Source organism: Haladaptatus marinus, from assembly GCF_051194195.1.
On sequence record NZ_JBLZNK010000005.1, the window covers coordinates 313,861 to 335,556 of the forward strand.

Consider the following 21,696-nt stretch of genomic DNA (forward strand, 5'->3'; position numbering starts at 1 on the left):
CATCTGATTTGATATGACGGCTGTACAAGAGTCGACACCACCACTCCCTCAACGACGCCCATTCGCGACAGCTACCGGCGTTGTGGTTGCCTGTGTCCTCCTTGGCGCAGCCGGTGGGCTCATTACTGCGCCGCAAATAGAAGCGTGGTATTTGACGATCGAAAAGCCGGCGTTTACACCACCAAATTGGGTATTCGGGCCAGTCTGGACACTGCTCTATGCCTTACAAGGAGTTGCAGCCTGGTTGCTCTGGCGAGCGGGAGTAGACAATCGCACAGTTCGACGTGCGCTCGGATTGTTTGTGATCCAGTTTATTCTCAACCTAGCATGGTCACCTGCTTTCTTCGGCCTCGAGTCACCACTCTTGGGACTTATCGTTATCATCCCACTCTGGTTTGCCATCGTGGGAACGATAGCTATCTCATGGCGGGTTGACCGACGTGCGAGTCTCCTGTTGAGTCCGTACCTTGCCTGGGTCAGTTTCGCCACGGCGCTTAATTACACGATTTGGATGCTCAACTAACGCTATTATAGAAAAAATTCACACGGCTGCTGTATTCCGATGGTGGGCATTATCTAGCTAAGCCAGTTTGAGAAGCGAGCAGTTCGTTGGTTTCGGTGATTCTGCTTCCAACTCACAAACCGTGCAACGTAGTAAATAGCTTTCAATCATTGAGTGAGATCAAGACGGTTTGTTCGGATATGATTTCTATATCATAGCCAGCATACTCAAAATGAACCACTGGTGACCCGCGCGTACAGAGCGCGGTGAATGCATCGGAATCGATTGTCTCATAGAGTGGTGGATTATCGTGGGGGTCACAGCTTTTTGTCACCATCACCTGGTCAACAATTGTCGCAACTAGTAGAAAATATTATATTGAATATATTTCTTATTGATGCGTAAAAACAGGGGCCACCTACTTCCGGCGTAGGTGAATCATATCTAAGGGAATCTCGGTCATTACCTGAAGTGTGCCCTATGCTGATGGGCGCGAAGCGTACTCTAGGTTCGAGGGGATGCGTGGCGGTGCCGGAAGCTCTGGCGGTGGGCTGGCCTCCCCCCCGCAGTGTCACCAACCTTCCCACGAAAGTTCTCATTCGATGCGTCCTGTGGACCCCTACGCTTCTCAATAATTCTTTCACAGTTCACAACTCACTCGTTCAATTCACTCATGGTTCGGCAGTTGTTTCGAGCAGTTGAGTGAGTTCCTGCATCACGTTTCGTCAGTCCTCGCCCAAATTCCGAACCGTAAGCACAGGTTTTGTCGTCCGTCGAACAACTTTCTCGGCGACACTCCCCATCACGAATCGGTCGATGCCCGTCCGGCCGTGTGTTCCCATCACGATAAGGTCGATATCGTGGTTGTCCGTGTACACGAGGAGTTGCTCCGCAGGTCGACCGCGAAGCGTTTCGATGCGAGACATGGCACCCGCATTCGTTACCCGCGAGACGGCGTCGTTGCACGCCTGTTCGCTCTCCCGTTGCATAACATCCATCAACGCTCCTGACCGGGCGATTCGGGAATCGATGACGTAGACGACGTGGACAGTGGCATTGTATTGGGCGGCGAGTTTTCCACATTCGTCGATTGCACGCCGTGACCCCAGTGTCCCGTCTGTCGGAAGGAGGATATTCCTGTATTCTTCCGTTGGCGTCGTCGTCATCGCACGAACCGTCAGCACGGGAACGCGAGAGAGACGATTTATTTTGCGTACCGTGCTTCCTACAAAGTATGATTCGACGCGCCCACGACCGCTGGTACCCATTGCGACGAGGTCGATGGCGTAGGTTTCTGAGTAGTCGAGTATCCTGCGAAACGGGATACCGGTCTCCACCGCTTCTATCACCTGCACACCGTGTTCGCGTGCCCTATCGGTAATGTCTTCTGTCGCTCGCCTCCCTTCTTCCTCAAATATCTTCACCAGCGATGCGAGATTCCGCTCCGCGTCCGAACTTCGAAGTTGTGGAAGGTCGATGATGTACAACGCATGGATCGTCGCACCCGTCTCTGCGGCGATTCGAATACCATGTTCGATAGCTGGCACCGTTCCTTCCTTACCGTCCGTCGGAATGAGAATCGAGTCGTACATTATCTCCCAGAGGGATTTCGGCCGCTACGAACTTCAATCGATTACTCAATTGAGCGTGGATTGGAAAAATATGACAATCCATTCTAAAATAGATTTTGTCAATATCTCTCGAAGTATTGAGGTAGTCATTTGTCAATCGCCACGAATCTACTATGGGGTGGCACGCAAGCCATACGGTATCCTACTGTGGGGGGATAAATGCTCATTCTAGTTCAAACAGGTATCCGGATTCCACCGATAACGAACAGTATGCTCGTCGTATTGGGTATTGTCATCCTTGCTCTCGCTCTCTTCGTGACCGAACTGTTTCCCGTCGACGTGACGGCCATCATCATTCTCGTCCTCCTCATGGTGCTCGCCCCGTGGACGAAGGTTTCGCCGACCGACGGCCTCTCAGGATTCTCGAACGAGGCGACAGTAACAGTTCTTGCCATGCTCATCCTAAGCGAAAGCATCCGACGGACGGGGGCGGTTCAATTACTCACACAGCGAGCAACAGCGTTTGTCGGCAACAGTGAACTCAAACAGATGATGGCGACGGTTGGCATCGCGGGATCGCTATCCGGATTCATTAACGATACGCCGGTGGTCGCATTGCTTGTCCCGTTTGCCTCCGAACTCGCTCATCGCGGCAACACGTCGCCGTCTAAACTGATGATACCACTTTCCTACGCGGCCATGCTCGGTGGAACACTGACGCTCATTGGTACCTCGACAAACCTGCTGGCGAGTGGCCTCGCACAGCAACTGCTCGGCCGTTCACTCAACATCTTCCAGTTCACGCCGGTCGGCGTGGTCGTCCTCGCCATCGGCGCGCTGTATCTCATCTTCGTCGCCCCGCGATTGCTCCCCGAACGTGTCCGGCCGCGCGAAACGCTTCTCGAAGAATACGAAGCGGACGACTACCTTGCAGAACTTGTCGCCACCGAGGCGTCGCCGCTCGTCGGGACGTCCATCACCGACGTGCCCGCCGAAGCGGAATTCGGTGGCGAAGTGATAGAAGTACTTCGCGAAGACGCTGTGTTCCCGCTGTCCTCCGACGAACTGATTCGAACCGGAGATGTGTTTCTCATCAGCGCCAGTCATGCAGACCTCACCACGCTCATCGAAAACTGGGAGTTGAGCCCGCTTCACACAGTGGGACAGAAATCAACGCTTATGGGGGTATCGAAGGAAGAGACAGTGCTCATCGAAGTCATTGTCCCGTCCGACTCGAGCCTCATCGGCGAAACCATTACAACCGACACGGTACTCCAACGCTACGACGCGATCCTCGTCGCGCTCCGACGTGGGAACGTTCGACTCCCTCGAGTACGTGAAGCCGAGTTCACGGTCGGCGACCTGTTGCTGCTTCAACTCCCAGCGGACGAGCTCGAACGAATGGCGGAGACACGGGACTTCATCGTCGCCCGTGAAATTTCGCGTGAGGATTACCGCTACGGGAAGATACCGGTCGCCATCGTCATCCTCGCGGGTGTCGTCGGACTCGCAGCGCTTGGCATCCTCGAAATTCAGGTTGCTGCTCTGTTGGGCGTCGTGGCGATGGTTCTTTCCGGAACGCTTGCACCGAACGAACTCTACGATGGAGTAGATTGGACGGTGATTTTCGTGCTCGCAGGCGTCATTCCACTTGGAATTGCGATGGAGAACACGGGAACCGCCGCGTATCTCGGTGCGGTCGTCGCCACCACGTCACAGTTCCTCCCGACAGTGGGCGTACTCGGATTGTTCTATGTTGCGACAGTTGCTCTGACAAATATCATCAGCAATAATGCGAGCGTGGCGCTCATGGTCCCCGTCGCCATCGACGCTGCACAACAAATCGGGACGAATCCACTGGCCTTCTTGTTGGCCGTGATGTTCGCCGCGAGCGCAGGGTTCATGAGTCCAGTGGGCTATCAGACCAACCTGTTCGTCTATGGCCCAGGTGGCTATCGGTTCACGGACTACTTCCGCGTCGGCGCGCCCCTCCAATTGCTCCTCGCAATCGTCACCCCACTCGCCATCGCAATCTTTTTCGGACTGTGACTCGCTTCGACCAATTCCCACGAGTCAGACGGATGACGCCATCTCATTGGATCTAAAACAGATGGTAAAGGGAACTTCAGTGTCGTCTCTTCTGTCGGCATTGGTCAGATACGAAAAAGCGAGCGCCCACAGGTTACTTCGCACATCGACTGCAGAGACCAGAAAATATGCTCATCATTCCAATGAGTTATTTGTCATCTGTACCGTTTCCGAGTTTATTCGCACACTCTACACACAGTGGCTTTTAGCGAACACCCATCGGTTAGTCTCAATTTTTACGGAGGAAACTGTTGAACGGTGCTGACACGCTCGGTGTGTCCATGAACTCCGTCGGGTGCAACGACGCAATTTGTAGTGGGGGATGACAGGCCTTGACCGAGCGTGTTTGTGGTTCCGTTCGCCACAACTCACCATCTTTCACGACAAGTATAATCATTGGTGTTCGAATAAAATTTGCCCAAGAAATAAGAGAATATGGTGTGGCGCCTGCCGTCCTACCCTTCGACATCTCCTTTTTGGAGCGTGTTACTCAACAGGTATTGGTATTCTTATCAAGTCGAGAATGATACATCAGGCAACTCCAATATGCCACAAGCAATTTGCAATATCAGCTATAATACATAATTTGATACTAATGTACGACCTGACTGGTTTCCAACGTGACCTACTGTACGTCGTTAACGGGTTAGACGAACCACACGGACTCACGATGAAAGAAGAGCTTGAGACTACTACGACAAAGAAATCCACCACGGGCGACTGTATCCAAACCTGGATACTCTTGTCGACAAAGGACTGATCGAGAAAGGCGAAAAAGATCGCCGGACGAACATCTACACTATCACTCGACGTGGCAAGCGAGAAATCGAAGCGCGGAGAGAATGGGAACAAGAGTATCTCGAGTAAGACTCTCTACCAGCCTATTGAATACGCACTATAGTCGTCTATTAGAGTATATCATAGAATAGCTCACGTACCACTGTGATATCTGAAGAACGGCAAACACAGAAAAAGAATCGAACTCCTGCACCAACATCCTCGAAACAAGCATGCTGGGAGCGTACTCACTCAGAGAAATTGATTCACAATCGATATATGATCATCGACGTGAATCAAGCCGGATAACTACCGAATCGTAAGTACGAATCATCGATGAACGATATGGACAACCGACCCTCCACGCTCAGCTGTGACAGAACGGCTAGGAATACCTTCAGCTCCCTTGTTCCACTTCGATGTGTATTCACAGCCTATTACCGCACAAGCTAGTTCATTGCCAAGTAATGGACATTTGTTTTATACCCTCTGTTTACGGTGGATTCTGGATCTCAGCAGATAATCAATCAGGTGCTGCCCCATAATGTCAAATAAATTCATAAACGGTGATTCAAAGCCGAAAAGTCGTAGAATCACTTGATTGTCGAAATTGCCACGGACGAAACAAAGATATGAGAAAAATACACATGCCTGGACATGAAGTCAGAAGTCGTAACAGACTTCGAGTCATCGTTAACTCGACTCGATGTCGATCGGACAAAAACGACTACCGACGACGTATCTGATGTTTTGTCCGACCTGATCGGACAACCAGCCGTCGGAGTCCCGCTCTCTTTCGACGGCGTCTCGTTGCCGAGCGAAGTCATAGTCTCACCGACCCCTACCGAACTGAGTGCTGCCACGACAGGCATCACACCGGCGAGTTTTGCCATTGCATCGTACGGAAGCATTGTTATCAAAGCGACGCCAGAAGGTGCTGAGCCGGTAAGCCTTTTCCCAGACAGTCACGTCGCCGTAGTTTGCGAAAGCGATATTTTGCCCGGAATGTCCGAGGCGTTTGAACGCCTTGTCGCTACTATACAAACCGGACAGGAAAGCGCTATTATCGCCACTGGTCCGAGCGCGACCGCAGATATGGGTGCGCTGGTTCGAGGTGTTCATGGACCGGAAGACGTCCACATTGTTATTCTCACCGACCAATGAGTTCGAACTCACGCGAAGCGAAAGCCGAGAAGATTCGTCACCTGCTGGCGTCGGAAGGCGATGCTGTTGGTGAGAATACCCGCGGATTCAATCGGGGACGCTATGAATCGGTCGCTCGTCTCGACGACTATCAAGCACTAAAAGACGAGGCACGTGCTATCAAAAAAAATGCTATCGAGCACCTACCGGATCTCATCGAGGAATTGCGTGAAACGGTCGAAGCAAACGGTGGAACGGTATACCTCGCAGACGATGCTGCAGACGTGAACCGGTACATCGCCACCATCGCTCGCGAGCAGGAAGCCAACCGCGTGGTCAAGAGCAAATCAATGACCTCAGAAGAACTCGAGGTCAACCACCACCTCCAAGACGAAGGTGTCGAAGTTGTTGAAACGGATCTCGGTGAATGGGTGCTTCAGGTCGCCGACGAAGCACCTTCGCATCTTGTCGCACCCGCCATTCACAAGTCCCGCGAGAGTATCGCGAAACTGTTCAATACACAGTTCGACCCAGACGAACGATTAGAGACGGCGGCGGAACTGACGGCATTCGCCCGTGACCGACTCGGTGATCTCATCGAGGACGCCGATATCGGAATGACCGGCGCAAACTTCGTAACCGCGGATACTGGCACCATCGCCTTGGTTACCAGCGAAAGCAACGCCCGCAAGTCCGCTGTGGTTCCGGATACCCACGTTGCCGTCGCAGGCGTTGAGAAAATAGTACCCAGCGTGGAAGACCTCCAACCTTTCGTCGAACTCATCGGCCGGTCGGGAACAGGCCAACATATAACCTCCTACATTTCTTTGCTGACGCCGCCAGTTAAGTCCCCAACCATCGATTTCGACACCCCGGACGGATCGGGGTTCGGTCACGGTAACGACGGAGAAATCGACCGTGAGTTTCACCTCGTCCTCTTCGACAACGGTCGAATGGCCATGCGTGAGGATGACCAGTTGCGAGAGACACTTTACTGTATCCGCTGTTCAGCGTGCGCTAACTCCTGTGCAAATTTCCAGTCGGTTGGCGGCCACGCCTTCGGTGGCGAGACATACACTGGCGGCATCGCAACCGGATGGGAGGCCGGTGTCGAAGGACTCGATAGCGCCGCCGAGTTCAACGACCTCTGTACCGGCTGTACGCGGTGTGTGAACGCCTGCCCGGTCGGTATCGACATTCCATGGATCAACACCGTCGTCCGGAACCGAATCAACCGTGGCGAGAACGGCGAACTTGATTGGTTAGTCGAAGGACTGACTCCCGACGCCGAACAGGGTGGAATCGACCTCCAGAAACGTCTTTTCGGTAATTTCGAGACACTGGCGAAACTCGGGAGCGCGTCCGCACCGGTTTCGAACTGGCTGTCCGATACCCGGATAGCACGCACCGTGCTAGAGCGTACGGTCGGAATCGATCGGAAACGCGACCTGCCCCAATTCAAGCGTGAGACGCTTATTGATTGGTTTGCGGATCGAGACTCTCACGTCCGGAATCCCAAACGTGAGGCAGTCCTTTATCCTGATATCTACACGAACCACGTACAAGTAGAGCGGGGGAAAGCCGCCGTTCGGGTGCTCGAAGCGCTCGATGTTCGCGTTCAGATTCCATCGGTACGCTCCAGCGGCCGCGCTCCGCTCTCGCAAGGGATGATTGCGACTGCCGAGGAACACGCTCACGACGTGTACGGTTCCCTTGCGGAACACATCGACGCAAACCGCGATATCGTCGTCATCGAACCGAGTGACCTCGCGATGTTCGACCGAGAGTACGAAAAGTTTCTGCCAGAGCAGTCCTACGAACGGCTCGCGGGCAACAGCTATGAAATCATGGAGTACGTTTTCGGCTTGCTCGAAAAGTGTGACGACCGCAATATACTCCCATCGGGTGATGACAAGGAAGTCGCCTATCACAGCCATTGTCAGCAACGGACGATGGGGCTCTACGCCCACACCACTGCCGTTCTCGAGAACTTCGGATACAATGTACTCCTCTCTGAAGTGGAGTGTTGCGGGATGGCCGGTAGTTTCGGCTACAAACAAGAATATTACGAGCTAAGCATGGACGTCGGTGACCACCTTCGCAACCAGTTCACCACGCCCGAAGCCCGTGGGCGAATCGTGGTCGCCAGCGGAACATCCTGTCTCGAACAGCTCAACGATCTTCTCCGTCGACCGATACGGCATCCGGTCGAACTCATCGCCCCCAAGTAATCACGGAGTGTTGGACTGGCGATCAGCGTCCGACCGAAAAACGGGCAATGCTCATTCGGGGATTGAACCCCATACCAGTCTGGATTTCGACTGACTCTCCCAGCACGGGCGATAGTGCGTCTGCTAATGCTGGAATATCGATTGGCGCGTGTATCCGGTACGCATAGGGTGGTTCATCGCCGGTGTGAACCGCTATTTTCTCGCGGGCGATACGACCGCCGTCATACAGTTCGATACGGTCGACGTCGTCATATTCGATTCGATGAACCTCATCGGCCGCCACGAGAACGCCATCGATGCCATCCTCCTCGTATCGGCGGCGCATCGCCGCTGCCGACCGTTTCGGTGTGCCTCTTGCGAGACCGAAGAGGGGCGTTATCCGTCCATACACTGCGATGACTAAGCAGTCCCTCGTGAACACCAGATCCGCCATCCGTAAGGGGATGGTTCCAGTCATCCCGAAATTGACATACGCGTATGCGTTATTCACATTCATGGCTTTACCCTCCCCGACCGGTGAAGGATAAAGAACGCACCTGCGAGAAACAGCAATCCAGCGACCGGCTGTATGCCCTCAACGAGCAGGTAGATTCCTGGTGGAATACCTGCGACACCCGTAACAATCATATATCGCTGGCGTGGCACGTAGTCGACGTTCGGCGTGCCACAGCGCGAAGTATCGTCGGCCCCTCGTGTCCGCACACCGTCGAAGTGGAGTTCCATCCCGTAGGTGAGACCCATCACGATAAGGGTCACGACGACAGTTGTCGACGATATGATGTCAGCTACCCCCATCCCGAACCCTTCGAGTAGCGAAAACAAACCGATGGTTACCAGCCCCCCGATATACACAAACAGTCGGTTATCGACGAGTGTTCGACTGGCGTGCGTAAACGAGAGCATCCCGCGGAAAAGACTGCTACACGACATTAGCTCTACCGGTCAAGACGATTGTTTTGACGCTTCTCCGGTGTCCATCGCGTCGGCCATTCGGAACTTCGATCGCGCCGTCGTGGCCATTGTATACGCCTGAACGACGGCCAGCAATGCCCAGAGAAGGTAGCCACCGAGGGCACTGTCAACGACGTAGTAGCTCGTCTGAAATGCTGACAGTCCAAAATCACGAGTCAGCGTCGTGCTGGCCAAGACAACGGTAAAGTAACCAAAGAAGGCGGCGACGAGCCACATAGCGACGACCCGTGGCCAACCGGGGATGGTGTGCTTTGACATCCGTTTTACATTAATTATCTGAATCAACACCGTGTATGGCCACATCATGATACCCGACATTGCGCCCGCCAGTACGAGGAGGCCGAACGGTTTCTGCGGTGCTATCGGCAATGAGAGAATCAGAATTCCCCATGCGGTAAAGATGGTCAACAGCCCCCAGAATATCTGTGGTAGACTCCAGCCAGCGGCACGTCCGTACGATTCGTAAACGATGTCTGCACTGTTACGGACGAACGATTCTACGATTGCGTATTCGGTGGTAAACAGCGACAGAAATAGTACGAAATAGACGAGAACGCCACCGGTGGTGCCGAGCGACGGAACGATGTCGACGAGCCACATTGCAACCGCGTTGGCTTTCGTTCCGGCAGCGTATTCCGCTGCAATGCTCATCATAATCGTTGCAACGACGAACAAGCCGACGACGAACGTGAGGAAGTGTTCGAGTCGAGCGACAGCCCACCATCGTTTCCAGCGTTCGATATTCTCCTCAGTTGGACGAAATGCAAATCCGTCGCGCTGAACGTGCTCTGGATCGTCACCGATAAGTGGGTTCTTTATCCGACCCTGATACCGGCCCATCCCGTATCCCTTCTCGCGCACCCAGAGACTCTGTGAGAGATTGAGATAGCCACCTGCACCAGCGTACGCTAATCCACCGAGGAACACGGCGACCTCACTGCCCGGGGGGAGCGTCCCGATGCTCGCTGCTCCAGCCGGAACGTTCGCGAGCTGGTCGACGGATCCGACGACTACGAACAGAGCAATTGCCGACACTGTCGAAAGGGAGACAAGCACGAGTTGAAATCGTTCCACAATGTTGTACATCAGTGGTGTCAATTGGTAGGTGACCCAGATGAGTACCATTAGCAGAATGCCGAAGGCTCGCCAGTCCATGACTGGATGGTCACTGAGTCCGAGGCCCGCTGCACCGACTCTGGCGGCACTCGCCGCCCATCCTGGCCAGCCAAGGCTTACGAATCCGGCAAACAGAAAGAACCACGGCCAAAAGCGATTGACCCGTCCAAATGATCGGAATATACTCTCGCCGGTCGCAAGGGTCCATCGCTGAATCTCGGTGTTCAAAACGAATTGCGCGAGGATTCCTATCCAGAACGCCCAGTAGAGATTCCACCCATTCTCGGCGATGAGGAGTGGCCAGAACAGAGTCTCTCCGCTTCCCAGCGACGCCCCGAGCATGATTGCGCTGGGGCCGACGATGTGGCTGAGTTTCGGTACTCGAGGCATATCGAGGATACGATAGCGACCACCAGTGCCAGTGTCTGGGTACTCGTCCGTTTTGGGCGCGGTATCAAGATTGTCATAAGCAACCGGCACATACGCGGAGCTACCGTACTGCTCACCTTCCTCTGGTGAGGCGAAGACGTCTAATTCAGTCTCCGGACTGCTTGCATCGTGGTCGTCGTTCGTGTTTTTGCTCATTCGAAATTTCTTTGTTCACGTTCCGTCATCACCACGTCTCGAGGTGGGATGCCATGTCGACTGTCATCCTCTTTTGCCTTCTCCACTGCCGTTAGAGTTCATACGCATTCAGATGGTGCAATTGATGTAAAAGTACCGTCGACTTACCCCCCAAGAAAGTGCCAAATGTGTCCACGCTCCTCCGGTGGATCGACGCCGGGCAGGTCTTTGAGTGCTGGCTGTATCGCATTCCACCACCCATCGGCCGTCTCATATCCGGCCGGATGCTCTGGAAAGACGTCTTGAAGGAAATCAGATTTCTTTGCACTTGGATGTTTGATGAGGTAGTCGTAGGCTGCTCGGAGTGCATCTTGACGCGATTCCAGAGTTGGGCCGGTGCCGGGAAGGTCAATCTCCTCGATAACTCCTTGGTCAACGAAAGATTCGTCCTCTGCGTTGACCTGGGATTCGGTCTGTTCTATCGGTACCCACCAGACCCTACCGCGTGCGCCAACTTTCCGGGTTGCGAGCATCTCACGCTCGACGAGTTCGTTGAGTTTGTTATGCGCCGTTCGTCGCGAGCAATCCAGTGCTTCCATCACGTCGTTTGCGGTTAGCGGACGTCCACGGTCGGTGCGTTTCTCGAAGACGTCGAGTGCCGTCTTCGCAGGAAGGCGGTCGGAGTACTGACCGTGCTCATTTCGTTGGCGCTCGGAGGGTTCCTCCGTTGGCATGTCTTCAACCAGTTCACACAACTGTATAAGCCTTTGCACACAACTGAAAAATCGATATACACAACTAAACAGGCCAATGCAGTCAACTGTACAGTGGATACGTCTATCTAATGACCATCTTGTAGAAGTAACAATATGCGTCTCATATCGGCCGAATGCGGCAAATTAACGGGTCGAGCAAATGAGGTTGCCCTGGTGAATTCGGATGAAAACCGATTGTCGTTTTAGGATAGTAGCACCCTGTAAGAGGGGGTGAACGTCAATTCTCGGTCACAGCTTTGAGGCAGAGTGCGATTTTCACAAAAACCGGAATAAACGGTCTGAATCGTGCGTTATTCAGTTATTAGGCCCCGATATAATTGCCCCATTCATTAATTATAAATACTATCCACTATACTCTCGATCCATGCCAGATGATCCCAACCATCGTGAAATGGCGGAGAAACGACGCAGTTTGAAGCTAGACGATATCTCTCCAACCAGACGAAGAGAATGTCTTGATGAGATTCAAATGACAGCATTCGCCTCCAATGGAGAAGAGTGGTGATCTACTATGGTTAGTACCCTCAAAATAATACTCGCGGTACTGCCGTTGGCAGTTATCGCCTATCTCATGATCGGACGATATTGGCCAGCAACGCGAGCAATGCCGCTTGCGTGGCTATCTGCCGTCGTCGTCGGATTTACCAGTTGGCAGATGACGCCAGAGTGGATCGCAGCTGCAACCATCAACGGGTTCATAACAGCGACCAACATCCTCTGGATCGTTTTCGGTGCGATTCTCCTCCTGTATACGCTGAAACAGACAGGCGCCTTCGACACCATCAACGCCGGATTTACATCCATCAGTGAGGATCGACGCGTACAGGTCGTCTTGCTCGTTTTTCTGATGGGATCGTTCATAGAGGCTGCCGCTGGATTCGGCACTCCTGCGGCGGTTGTCGGTCCGCTCCTAGTTGGTCTCGGGTTTCCACCACTTGCGGCGGTCGTTGTCGCACTCACTGGAAACCTGATGGCCATCACCTTCGGTGCGGTCGGCACTCCACTCATTATCGGTTTGCAAGATGTGTTCAAAACGGCTGACGTGGCGACGCCTGCGGGCGCTTCGGTGCCTGCATGGGTTGCCCAGATCGGTGTTTGGGCAGCAACGTTCCACGTCGTCGTTGGGATGGTGTTACCGTTTATCGGCGTCGCGATGATGACGCGGTTTTTCGGAGAAGAACGCTCCATCAAGCCCGCGCTTGAAGTGCTACCACTAACCTTGTTCGCGTGGTTCACTTTCGCGGTTCCGTACTGGCTGACCGCGTATTTCCTCGGGCCAACATTCCCCGGTCTCATCGGCGCGATGAGCGGCATGGTGTTCACTGTCGGTGCACTGAAAGCCGGCTTTTTCCACCCCGACGACGAATGGGATTTCGCACCCCAAGAGCACTGGCCAGATCACTGGATCGGTGACATCGAACCCGGCGAAACGTCCCAGCGTGAGGGTACGGTTGCCGCTGACGGTGGCGTCGTAATGAAACAGATGCCCCTCTGGAAAGCATGGACACCGTACGCGCTGTTAGCGGCACTGCTCGTGCTGACCCGCGTCTGGACTCCCCTGACGGAGTTCTTGACCAGCACACTTATCCTCGAGTGGACAAACATCCTTGGCACCGGCCTCAGCGGCGACTTCGCGCTACTGTACCTCCCTGGTGCAGTATTTGTTTTTGTCCACTTGGTAACAATCCCGCTACACGGCATGAACGGACGAGAAATAAAGGATTCATGGGTCGAAACGGCCGAAAAAGTCACACCTGCAGTCATTGCGTTGCTGTTTGCGGTCGCAACGGTGCAGATCATGATTCAGTCCGGAGAAGCAGCAGGCATCGACAGCATGTTGGTCATCCTTTCGGATGCAACGGCAAACGTCGCCGGCGGCGTCTATCCATTCTTCGCAGCACTCGTTGGTGCGTTTGGCGCGTTCCTTGCCGGGTCGAACACCGTGAGTGATATCCTGTTCGGTACGTTCCAGTATAACGTCGCCGAGAATCTCGGGGTTTCGCGCACAATTCTCGTCGGTGCACAGGCCGTCGGCGGAGCAATTGGTAACCTCATTGCAGTTCACAACGTTGTCGCAGCGCTCGCCGTTGTCGGCCTTGTCGGTCAAGAAGGACGAGTCATTCGACTCGAACTCATTCCATTGGCGTACTATGCGAGCATGACTGGACTACTGACGATGTTGTTCGTCTACGTGATTTTCCCGGGAGTCTTCTGAAGACACCGGGATATCGGTTCGAGAATCACAATAAAAGTCGACGGAAACGTAGACCGGCTATTCAAACAATCTTTACAATACCTCTCATGACAATCAATGATGGACACACGGTGAATAAAAACCTCACCAACGATCCGAAAACAAAATACGACTATCAAAGTAACGACGTTGCGCGACCCGGGCTGGCAAACGACTTGGATTCGTTAATAGCAGGAGCAGTTCGGTTCGACAGCTACTCGCGACAATTGTACGCAACGGATGCGAGTATCTACGAAGTAACGCCCGTGGGAGTAGTCTTACCGAAATCGACCGACGACGTGGCAAGGGTAATGGAGTACTGTGCAAAACGGGAAATTCCAGCCCTTCCACGGGGTGGCGGAACGAGCCTCGCCGGACAATCCGTTAACGAAGCTGTTGTGCTCGATTTCACTCGTCACATGGATGCAGTACTCGATTTTGATACCGCAAGCCGAACTGCCCGTGCTCAACCGGGAATCACACTCGGTGCACTGAACGCGGCGCTCACCGATGACGGTTTGAAGTTCCCCCCTGACCCAGCGTGGGGTGACAAAAGCGTCCTCGGGGGTGCAATCGGCAACAATTCGACAGGCGCACATTCGCTGAAATACGGTAAAACCGACGCCTACCTCGAAGAATGTGAGGTCGTTCTCGCTGATGGCACCGTGACAACGTTTGGTGAAGTGAGTATGGAGGAACTCGGTGCACGGGCGGATCCTACTGGTGACCTCGAAGCACGAATCTACGCTGAAGTTCAGCGTATTCTCGTGGACGAGAGCGATGCAATCGCGGACGCCTACCCAGACCTGAAGCGCAACGTTTCGGGGTATAACCTCGATTGGGTAGTCGAACACGCAGGAGAAACCGTTAACCTGGCACCCCTACTGGCGGGGAGCGAGGGGACGTTAGCAATAGTTACCGAGGCTACTGTCTCACTCGAACCCGTTCCAGAGACAAAGGCGATGGGGCTGCTTGCATACGATGACCTGCTCGACGCGATGGCAGATGTCCCGACATTGCTGGAACATGATCCGGCGGCGGTTGAAATACTGGATGACGTGATGATCGACCTGGCTCGTAACACCGCCGAATTCGCCGACGTCGCAGCGATGTTGCCTGACGAAACCGAGTCTGTGCTTATAGTCGAATTCTACGCCCAAGACGACGCTGAGGGGCGGGCAAAAGTAGCCAACCTCATAGCAGATAGAACAATCGACGTTACAACCGTGGGATCACCGACGACCAATCGTGTGAGCACCGACGCTCCAATTCGTGCCTTCGACGCACTCGAAGCACACGACGACGCCGAGCGGGCGAACATCTGGAAGCTCAGAAAATCGGGGCTCCCAATTTTGCTCTCACGGACGACTAACGAGAAGCACATCGCCTTCATCGAAGATACCGCGATTCCACCGGAGAATCTACCGGAATACGTTTCTGACTTTCAAGCTGTCCTCGACGAGCATGAAACGTACGCGAGTTTCTATGCTCATGCCGGGCCTGGTGTACTTCATATCCGTCCCCTGATCAATACGAAAACAGAAGTCGGAGTCGAAACGATGGAAGCGATCGCGGACGCCGTCTCCGATCTCGTTGTGGAGTACGAAGGAAGCATATCGGGTGAGCATGGCGACGGACGTGCGCGAACCCAGTGGAATCGGAAACTGTACGGCGATCATATTTGGGGCATCTTTCGCGACTTGAAGACGGCGTTCGACCCGAACTGGTTGCTCAACCCCGGACAGGTTTGTGGCGACGTGGATATGATGGAAAACCTTCGATTCGACCCCGAATATGAGTTCGACGCCGGGTTTAACCCTGAACTGAGCTGGGAGAACGACAACGGGTTCGAGGGGATGGTCGAACTCTGTCACGGCTGTGGTGGCTGTCGTGGCGGGCAGAATACTACGGGTGGTGTCATGTGTCCAACTTATCGCGCTGCAGATGAGGAAGTAACGAGCACGCGCGGCCGAGCTAACATGCTTAGACAGGCAATGAGTGGTTCACTCTCCGCTGAAGAGCAGTTCGATGTGGAATTTATGCATGAGGTAATGGATCTCTGTATCGGCTGTAAAGGCTGTGCACATGATTGTCCCTCAGAAGTAGATATGGCGAAGCTCAAGGCCGAAATCGAACACGAGTATCATCAGCGACATGGAACGAATCTTCGGGATCGCCTCTTCGCCAATATAGAGAGCCTTTCGAAAGTGGGGAGTGCGTTTGCACCCGTTTCGAACTGGGCTTCTAAGCTACCCGGTGTCCGGGCCACGATGGAAAAGACTCTCGGTATCGCGAAGGAGCGCTCGCTACCAACATTCCACCGCGAAAGCTTCTACGACTGGTTCGACGCCCGCGGCCCACAGGTGCGTGAAGCGGACGCCAAGCGTCGGGCGTTGGTTCTTCCCGATATATACACTAATTACAATCATCCTGCAGCCGGGAAAGCAGCGGTTAGAGTGCTGGAAGCGGCCAATATCCACGTCAGAGTTCCCGACGGACTCACCGATAGTGGCCGGCCAGCCTATTCGAAAGGGTTGCTCGACGTCGCACAGGATCGTGCGCATCGAAATGTTGAGCACCTTACACCGATGGTCGAAGAAGGCTGGGACGTGGTCGCCATCGAGCCATCCGACGCGGTAATGTATCAATCCGATTATTTAGACCTCTTCCCGGTGAATGGGGCCTCAAGTAAGTACGACGAACCACACTCCGACAAGCCCAATTCGGCCGATATCCGAACCAACGCCGAACGCCTCGCTGAGAACACTTACGGCGTCTGTGAGTATCTCAACGTGTTCCGTCTAGATGAGAATGTCGAATTCGCTACATCTGCTGAATCGCTGACCTACCACGGTCACTGCCACCAGAAAGCAACGAAAAAAGACCATCATGCAGTCGGTGTCCTTCGTCGGGCGGGCTACGATGTTAACCCACTGGACTCTGGCTGCTGTGGCATGGCCGGTAGTTTTGGCTACGAGGCCGAACACTTCTCGATGAGTCAGGCCATCGGTGAAATTCTGTCCGAACAAATCGAATCGAGTAACGGTGAGGAGGTGGTCGCACCGGGCGCATCTTGCCGGACACAGTTAGGTGACAGACGAAAAAACGCGGCCAAACCACTACACCCTATTGAAAAGGTCGCGGAGGTAATGAGACACCCACCCGACGATGCCTAATCAGTAACTAATGCTGTAGTGTTTAGATATTCCAAGGTGATTTTACTTCCGCTTCTGAAGTCAGGTGACAGTAAATTTGGTTTACTTCTACATGAAGGAGCGAACAACATGTAATAATGGTAATGCGTGGCATATGTCCGCGTGCACAGCTTCACGCGGTTGCACGGATGTCCTTGTCACACGAGGTATGGAGGAATGAATGCATGTCAAACACCCCATTCCAACGATCCCGATGACGGTGTACCGCCCTCGAAGCCAACAACGACCACTCGACCAACAACGTCTTTCTCCGTTGAACCACTGTAAAAGCTCCATGCAGAGACACGGGTACGAACCCTCCTGTGAACGTTTGAACACTCAAGCGATTCCACGCTTGACCAGTCGACGGTGGTCGACGGACTCGTTTCGAAGTCGCCAGACGCTCGTGAGGACATACACCTTCAGTTGCGTCAGATCCTCCTGCCATAACTCACCGCCAGTGGCATTTTCGTGTACGAGGCAGAGATTTCTCGGATACACTATTGTCCACATTCGCGAGTGACGGCCCTCATAAATCATGCACGCGAAGATCTGAGGTCAGTTCAAGACATTTTTCCGACCCCGCGGGAGTGGGCAAACCGCTCATACGATATCGATCGATGGATCGAAACCGACCACGGTGGTCATTTTTCACTGCGCAAACCTGATCATAACTAAGCAAATAGCGAGAGTCTCCTACTCGTACCCGTCACAGTACGAGAGAACCACCATGACGACAACCCAAGACAACGAGGCCGTCGCCCGACGGATATTCGAAGATTTTTGGCCTCATTCAAATCTGAGACGTAGAGGGGGCCAATACCGGGATTCGAACGGTGCTGGCTCATTGTTCAAACGAAATCTGTTTCCCCGAGGGCGTCGACTCGTCCAATTCCACTTCTGCTTATAATTTTAGGCGGCAGAAGCTCGGCTTCATGCTGGATAGAGACTGACTCTTTCCTATTCAGATGATTTAGGGAGTAAGCAGATATTCGGTTATTTCGGAGGCGATCTATTCAACCATCGCCGACGTGAGCGTTCCCTGATACCGATCATGATTGAGATCGTCGTGATCAGGTGAGGCAATGCCCCAGGGAACGACCGCACTCTCACGGGGCATCCCGCCATGTTCCCAGTTGTCGTCAGTAAGGGAGATCGTGTGGTCATGCCAGGACTTCGTTGTGAGTGTCACCGCGATGTACTGCTCCCCATAGAACGGATGAGTCTCGTCGGAGACAACCAACCACGGGCGAGGAGCCTCACGGTCATTGAATGGATCGTCACCGAAGATGACGTCGCCTGGGTCATATTTCATTTGTCGTTCTCACGCTTCTCGGTGGGATAGTCGTCCGCTGCGTGGGTTTCCCATTCTTCGGGGTCTTCCTCTCCGAGTTGGTCGTTGAGCGTCTTGGTCGACTGGCGGAACGTTGTGAATGTATTGAGGCGTTCCTGGTCATCGGTGATCGCCCAGTACGTGCCTTTGTGTCGGACGAGGTTGCGATCCTTGAGGCGACTGAGAACAGTGCCAATGGTGTTCTTCTTCACGGTAGTTTGCTCGGCGATCTCAGCAGGCTTGAACGCTCGGTCGTCGTTCTCGGCGAGAAATCGGAGGACACGCTCGCCGTTAGTCATTTTCTCGAGTTCCTCGCTGCTCTTTTCTTCGAAGTTTTCAATATCGATTGACATAGATGGGAGTAATGACTGTACTGGTATAGATGTTACTCTGTTAGGAGTGTCACTGCTGTCAGCAGCATTAGTGAGTGGTGAGCAGTTCGACGAGAGTATCAGGATAATCATCGTCTGTGCAGTCGTCAATATCTAGATTTGGGAGGCTCAGTTGTTGACGTCGAATGCTGAGGGAAGAACACTAAGATGGCAATCGTTGTCAGAATTCTAGTTAGTATTGTGTTGGCAGAGGAGATGTGAGCAATCGGTCTGCAATACGAATTGCGCATAGATTGATTTGGGGATCTCGGGGTACATCCACTTCCGCTTAGGGCGAACACCGGAAGTGACCCTACTACGCGAAAATTTGATATAGCAGTATGACCTTTATAAGGTGAGTAAATCCTCATTTTCGTGGTGTTGATGCCTTGTAACGTCAGATTCTGTTTGCGATGGCGATATTCGTTCCACTTCTCCATTCGCGACTAAGCGGAAGTGGAATCACCCCGGGACCCCCATTTCGATCTATGCGCAGATCCTGGTCTTCGGAGGAGCAAGATTAGAAAGCGGTAATGAACGGTCTTTGTCGAAATGAGGAGCTGTGATTACGAGAGGAAGTGCCTCGACTGCCACTGACACCGTTTCCAGTGTCCCGTCGGGACAATGCACGCGGAACCAACAGATCGTCTTCTTCTTGTTCCGATGATCGTGCTGGTTCTTGGATCGGTGAGCGTTATAGTTCCAAGGTTTGCAGTCAATGTCCCAATCACGGCCCCCTCTCTTGTTGTCGTTCGATACGTTTGCAGCCGAGAGGACGATAATAATACTTAGAGTAGACCGTACTCTCGGTAGCTTCGACGGTTCCTTGAACTGTACGGTCGTATTTGCCACCACTGTGTCTGGGGTTGCTTGCCCAGGTAACAGCGAACGGATAGTCGGAGGCGACCGGAACCTTTCATTGATTTCGTTCAACCGTGAATTTTCTGATAGGTGCTTCGTCAAGCTGACCCTCCTCATACCGAGATTATGGTGAAAGTATTTCTAATGCGAGTTCAGCAGGTGCTTTTCTTGATTGAGCAGTTTTAGGAAAAGGCCGCCAACCACGGATCGGTGCTGAAACCTATTCCGTTCGGCTGTGTCCGTGTTATACCAGTCCGCAAATGGTACTCGGTCGTGTGTCTCATCCAAAAACCGCCACAGGGGTTCGATCAACTGCTTAAAGTCCAACTCGTCATCAGCAAGTGTTGCTGCCCATAGAAGCCAGTCGGCTTTCGTGTATGTTTTCCGGTTGTCCAAGGGTGTTCCGTACTCGTTCCGTTCTTCGAGATATTTTACTACCTCCCGTTGTGCAACATTGTTATCGAACAAACTCAGGTCGAACAAGTCGTTCCAGACTAAATTATATTTGAGACTCCACGTCCCTGGCCTGTCGAATGTCAATCGGAAGTGATCACCATCATCGGCATATTGAGTCCACTCCTCGGCCATCTGATTTGCGATGGTCAGATACTTCACCTGACAGTCTTCATCGCCACGAAGTTCGCATAGTATGCTGTAGCTCGCAATACCAAAAATGGCTTTTAAAGAGAGATTTACGTTGTGTGCGAGATGTCCCGCGAAGTCATCCGTACAGAGTTGTTCACCCGGGTCAAAGCCGTTCTCAACGAGATACTCCGCCCACTGTGTGAGTAACTTCCAGTTCTCGTCTGCAAACGCCGAACATCCTTCTCGGAGACAGACTGCTGCAGTTGTGATGAGTATGTTCCCACATTCTTCGATCGGCATCTGGTTCTCAAGCACCAGTTCATCATTCACGGTACGATACGTTTGGCCGTTCGCTTTTGGATACGTACCGACGTCGTGTGGTGCGAATTCATATGGCCAGTCATCGGTTTGGGCATAGCGGAATATTGGCCGAAGCATTCCTTTGACCAGGTCGGGAGCATACAACAAGAAGAGTGGAATAGAGGGATATGTCACATCAACTGTCGCAATGCAGCCGTTGCTGAAACATTCCTTTGAAAAGAAAAGCGGTTTATCGTCGTATTCAACGGGCGTATGTGCAGCTATTGCTTGGCGATATGCGAGAGCTGTGATATCTGCGTACGACTCTCCACCCGCGGATCGACACCGTTGTCTCAATCCTGCGTCGAACTCTGTACATCGTTCGCGGAGAGTAGGATAGTCAGCAACAGCGCTGGTCAGCATCTCTGTCACTGTTTTTTCGTTGCGTCGCCAGTAAGGCTGGAGGTTTTCTTCGAAATATTCGATAGCTTCCCGTTCGTCATAGGCGATGGTAAGGAACGTCTCCTGTTCAGACGTTGTTTCGACGTCCATATCAAATACACAAGCCAGTACTGGTGGTGTATGGCCAACTTCGGTAGTTCCGGTAAGCGAGTCTGACTGGGACAGCTGGCCAGTCGAAATAAACGCATCGCGCATATCTGTTGTTGAGACAATCATATCAGATGCCAAGTCGGTCGGAGGGAGAAGATACAGATACCCCCAGTCAATGCGTCTGTCATCGCCGCAATGACCGAGTATCTCCTGGGTCGTTGTACCAATTTGGAGTGCCTGGCCGACATCCGGGATGGAGATACGATTTGATTCAACGGTTTGTTTTCTATCATCGACACACCACTCACCAGTCACATCAAAATATATGGCACTGTCTAGATAAGGAAAACCAAGCGACAGCGGTACGATTGACGGTGTTTTATGCACTGTTCGTAAGTAACTGATTCTTGAAAGTAAGATCGGCTGCACCATGAGAAGACTAAATTCGATTGCTTCACCGAAAACCTAGTCATGATGAGACGAGGAGATTCGTTAGCCACTCACGGTAGAGACGTTGAAACGCCACT

The 21,696-nt window shown here is 53.0% G+C and carries 15 protein-coding genes and 1 pseudogene; 7 read left to right on the forward strand and 9 right to left on the reverse strand.

Annotated elements, in window-relative coordinates:
* The first annotated feature begins 13 nt into the window (after nucleotides 1-13).
* Nucleotides 14-523, forward strand: coding sequence for a TspO/MBR family protein (locus tag ACN2TU_RS18875; RefSeq protein WP_435157517.1), 510 nt, complete (start codon nucleotides 14-16; stop codon nucleotides 521-523).
* Between the two features lie 142 nt (nucleotides 524-665).
* Here the strand turns inward: ACN2TU_RS18875 and ACN2TU_RS18880 are convergent, their stop codons facing one another.
* Both ACN2TU_RS18880 and ACN2TU_RS18885 read right to left on the reverse strand, forming a co-directional pair.
* Nucleotides 666-854, reverse strand: a complete 189-nt coding sequence (locus tag ACN2TU_RS18880; protein WP_435157831.1) for a HalOD1 output domain-containing protein — start codon at nucleotides 852-854, stop codon at nucleotides 666-668.
* A gap of 373 nt (nucleotides 855-1,227) precedes the next feature.
* Nucleotides 1,228-2,094 carry a universal stress protein gene (locus tag ACN2TU_RS18885; protein ID WP_435157519.1) on the reverse strand — a complete coding sequence of 289 codons (867 nt, stop codon included), beginning with the start codon at nucleotides 2,092-2,094 and terminating at the stop codon, nucleotides 1,228-1,230.
* 249 nt (nucleotides 2,095-2,343) lie between these two features.
* On the opposite strand from ACN2TU_RS18885, the gene ACN2TU_RS18890 reads away from it, so the two are divergent.
* The 4 genes and pseudogenes from ACN2TU_RS18890 (at nucleotide 2,344) to ACN2TU_RS18905 (ending at nucleotide 8,312) form a co-directional block, all read left to right on the forward strand.
* Nucleotides 2,344-4,122 (forward strand): SLC13 family permease, encoded by a 1,779-nt coding sequence (locus ACN2TU_RS18890; protein ID WP_435157521.1) that lies wholly within the window; start codon nucleotides 2,344-2,346, stop codon nucleotides 4,120-4,122.
* A gap of 634 nt (nucleotides 4,123-4,756) precedes the next feature.
* Nucleotides 4,757-5,028 (forward strand): annotated as a pseudogene (locus ACN2TU_RS18895) (PadR family transcriptional regulator).
* Nucleotides 5,029-5,595: 567 nt separating this feature from the next.
* Nucleotides 5,596-6,102, forward strand: coding sequence for an LUD domain-containing protein (locus ACN2TU_RS18900; protein WP_435157523.1), 507 nt, complete (start codon nucleotides 5,596-5,598; stop codon nucleotides 6,100-6,102).
* Nucleotides 6,099-8,312, forward strand: coding sequence for an LUD domain-containing protein (locus ACN2TU_RS18905; protein ID WP_435157524.1), 2,214 nt, complete (start codon nucleotides 6,099-6,101; stop codon nucleotides 8,310-8,312). Before ACN2TU_RS18900 ends, ACN2TU_RS18905 begins: the two co-directional genes overlap by 4 nt.
* Before the next feature lie 22 nt (nucleotides 8,313-8,334).
* Here ACN2TU_RS18905 and ACN2TU_RS18910 read toward each other — a convergent pair whose 3' ends face one another.
* The 4 genes from ACN2TU_RS18910 to ACN2TU_RS18925 form a co-directional block, all read right to left on the reverse strand.
* The gene (locus tag ACN2TU_RS18910; RefSeq protein WP_435157526.1) at nucleotides 8,335-8,808 is read right to left on the reverse strand and encodes a hypothetical protein; all 474 of its coding nucleotides are present in this window, start codon (nucleotides 8,806-8,808) and stop codon (nucleotides 8,335-8,337) included.
* Nucleotides 8,805-9,242, reverse strand: coding sequence for a hypothetical protein (locus ACN2TU_RS18915; RefSeq protein WP_435157528.1), 438 nt, complete (start codon nucleotides 9,240-9,242; stop codon nucleotides 8,805-8,807). The genes ACN2TU_RS18910 and ACN2TU_RS18915 overlap by 4 nt, the downstream gene beginning before the upstream one ends.
* A gap of 12 nt (nucleotides 9,243-9,254) precedes the next feature.
* Complete coding sequence (locus ACN2TU_RS18920) at nucleotides 9,255-10,985, reverse strand: Nramp family divalent metal transporter (protein WP_435157530.1); 1,731 nt, start codon at nucleotides 10,983-10,985, stop codon at nucleotides 9,255-9,257.
* A gap of 143 nt (nucleotides 10,986-11,128) precedes the next feature.
* A complete protein-coding gene (locus ACN2TU_RS18925) occupies nucleotides 11,129-11,698 on the reverse strand; it encodes a Fic family protein (RefSeq protein ID WP_435157531.1) in 570 nt (189 codons plus the stop codon).
* A gap of 553 nt (nucleotides 11,699-12,251) precedes the next feature.
* Between ACN2TU_RS18925 and ACN2TU_RS18930 the strand changes: the two genes are divergently transcribed.
* Together ACN2TU_RS18930 and ACN2TU_RS18935 are read left to right on the forward strand one after the other, a co-directional pair.
* Nucleotides 12,252-13,955, forward strand: coding sequence for an L-lactate permease (locus tag ACN2TU_RS18930; protein ID WP_435157532.1), 1,704 nt, complete (start codon nucleotides 12,252-12,254; stop codon nucleotides 13,953-13,955).
* 86 nt (nucleotides 13,956-14,041) lie between these two features.
* Complete coding sequence (locus ACN2TU_RS18935) at nucleotides 14,042-17,149, forward strand: FAD-binding and (Fe-S)-binding domain-containing protein (protein WP_435157533.1); 3,108 nt, start codon at nucleotides 14,042-14,044, stop codon at nucleotides 17,147-17,149.
* Between the two features lie 1,030 nt (nucleotides 17,150-18,179).
* On the opposite strand, the gene ACN2TU_RS18940 is transcribed toward ACN2TU_RS18935, so the two are convergent.
* The 3 genes from ACN2TU_RS18940 to ACN2TU_RS18950 form a co-directional block, all read right to left on the reverse strand.
* Nucleotides 18,180-18,482 (reverse strand): type II toxin-antitoxin system PemK/MazF family toxin, encoded by a 303-nt coding sequence (locus ACN2TU_RS18940; protein WP_435157534.1) that lies wholly within the window; start codon nucleotides 18,480-18,482, stop codon nucleotides 18,180-18,182.
* Entirely contained in the window at nucleotides 18,479-18,853 is a 375-nt protein-coding gene (locus ACN2TU_RS18945; protein ID WP_435157535.1) for a TrmB family transcriptional regulator, read from the reverse strand. Before ACN2TU_RS18945 ends, ACN2TU_RS18940 begins: the two co-directional genes overlap by 4 nt.
* Before the next feature lie 1,020 nt (nucleotides 18,854-19,873).
* A complete protein-coding gene (locus ACN2TU_RS18950) occupies nucleotides 19,874-21,601 on the reverse strand; it encodes a glutaminase domain-containing protein (protein WP_435157536.1) in 1,728 nt (575 codons plus the stop codon).
* Nucleotides 21,602-21,696: the final 95 nt, after the last annotated feature.

What these genes read in the sequence shown, in the direction of transcription:
- ACN2TU_RS18920 (WP_435157530.1), bottom strand. Translation starts at nt 10,985, where the DNA reads ATGAGCAAAAACACGAACGACGACCACGATGCAAGCAGTCCGGAGACT.
- ACN2TU_RS18945 (WP_435157535.1), bottom strand. Translation starts at nt 18,853, where the DNA reads ATGTCAATCGATATTGAAAACTTCGAAGAAAAGAGCAGCGAGGAACTC.
- ACN2TU_RS18900 (WP_435157523.1), top strand. Translation starts at nt 5,596, where the DNA reads ATGAAGTCAGAAGTCGTAACAGACTTCGAGTCATCGTTAACTCGACTC.
- ACN2TU_RS18885 (WP_435157519.1), bottom strand. Translation starts at nt 2,094, where the DNA reads ATGTACGACTCGATTCTCATTCCGACGGACGGTAAGGAAGGAACGGTG.
- ACN2TU_RS18915 (WP_435157528.1), bottom strand. Translation starts at nt 9,242, where the DNA reads ATGTCGTGTAGCAGTCTTTTCCGCGGGATGCTCTCGTTTACGCACGCC.
- ACN2TU_RS18950 (WP_435157536.1), bottom strand. Translation starts at nt 21,601, where the DNA reads ATGGTGCAGCCGATCTTACTTTCAAGAATCAGTTACTTACGAACAGTG.
- ACN2TU_RS18935 (WP_435157533.1), top strand. Translation starts at nt 14,042, where the DNA reads ATGACAATCAATGATGGACACACGGTGAATAAAAACCTCACCAACGAT.
- ACN2TU_RS18905 (WP_435157524.1), top strand. Translation starts at nt 6,099, where the DNA reads ATGAGTTCGAACTCACGCGAAGCGAAAGCCGAGAAGATTCGTCACCTG.
- ACN2TU_RS18875 (WP_435157517.1), top strand. Translation starts at nt 14, where the DNA reads ATGACGGCTGTACAAGAGTCGACACCACCACTCCCTCAACGACGCCCA.
- ACN2TU_RS18940 (WP_435157534.1), bottom strand. Translation starts at nt 18,482, where the DNA reads ATGAAATATGACCCAGGCGACGTCATCTTCGGTGACGATCCATTCAAT.
- ACN2TU_RS18910 (WP_435157526.1), bottom strand. Translation starts at nt 8,808, where the DNA reads ATGAATGTGAATAACGCATACGCGTATGTCAATTTCGGGATGACTGGA.
- ACN2TU_RS18930 (WP_435157532.1), top strand. Translation starts at nt 12,252, where the DNA reads ATGGTTAGTACCCTCAAAATAATACTCGCGGTACTGCCGTTGGCAGTT.
- ACN2TU_RS18890 (WP_435157521.1), top strand. Translation starts at nt 2,344, where the DNA reads ATGCTCGTCGTATTGGGTATTGTCATCCTTGCTCTCGCTCTCTTCGTG.
- ACN2TU_RS18925 (WP_435157531.1), bottom strand. Translation starts at nt 11,698, where the DNA reads ATGCCAACGGAGGAACCCTCCGAGCGCCAACGAAATGAGCACGGTCAG.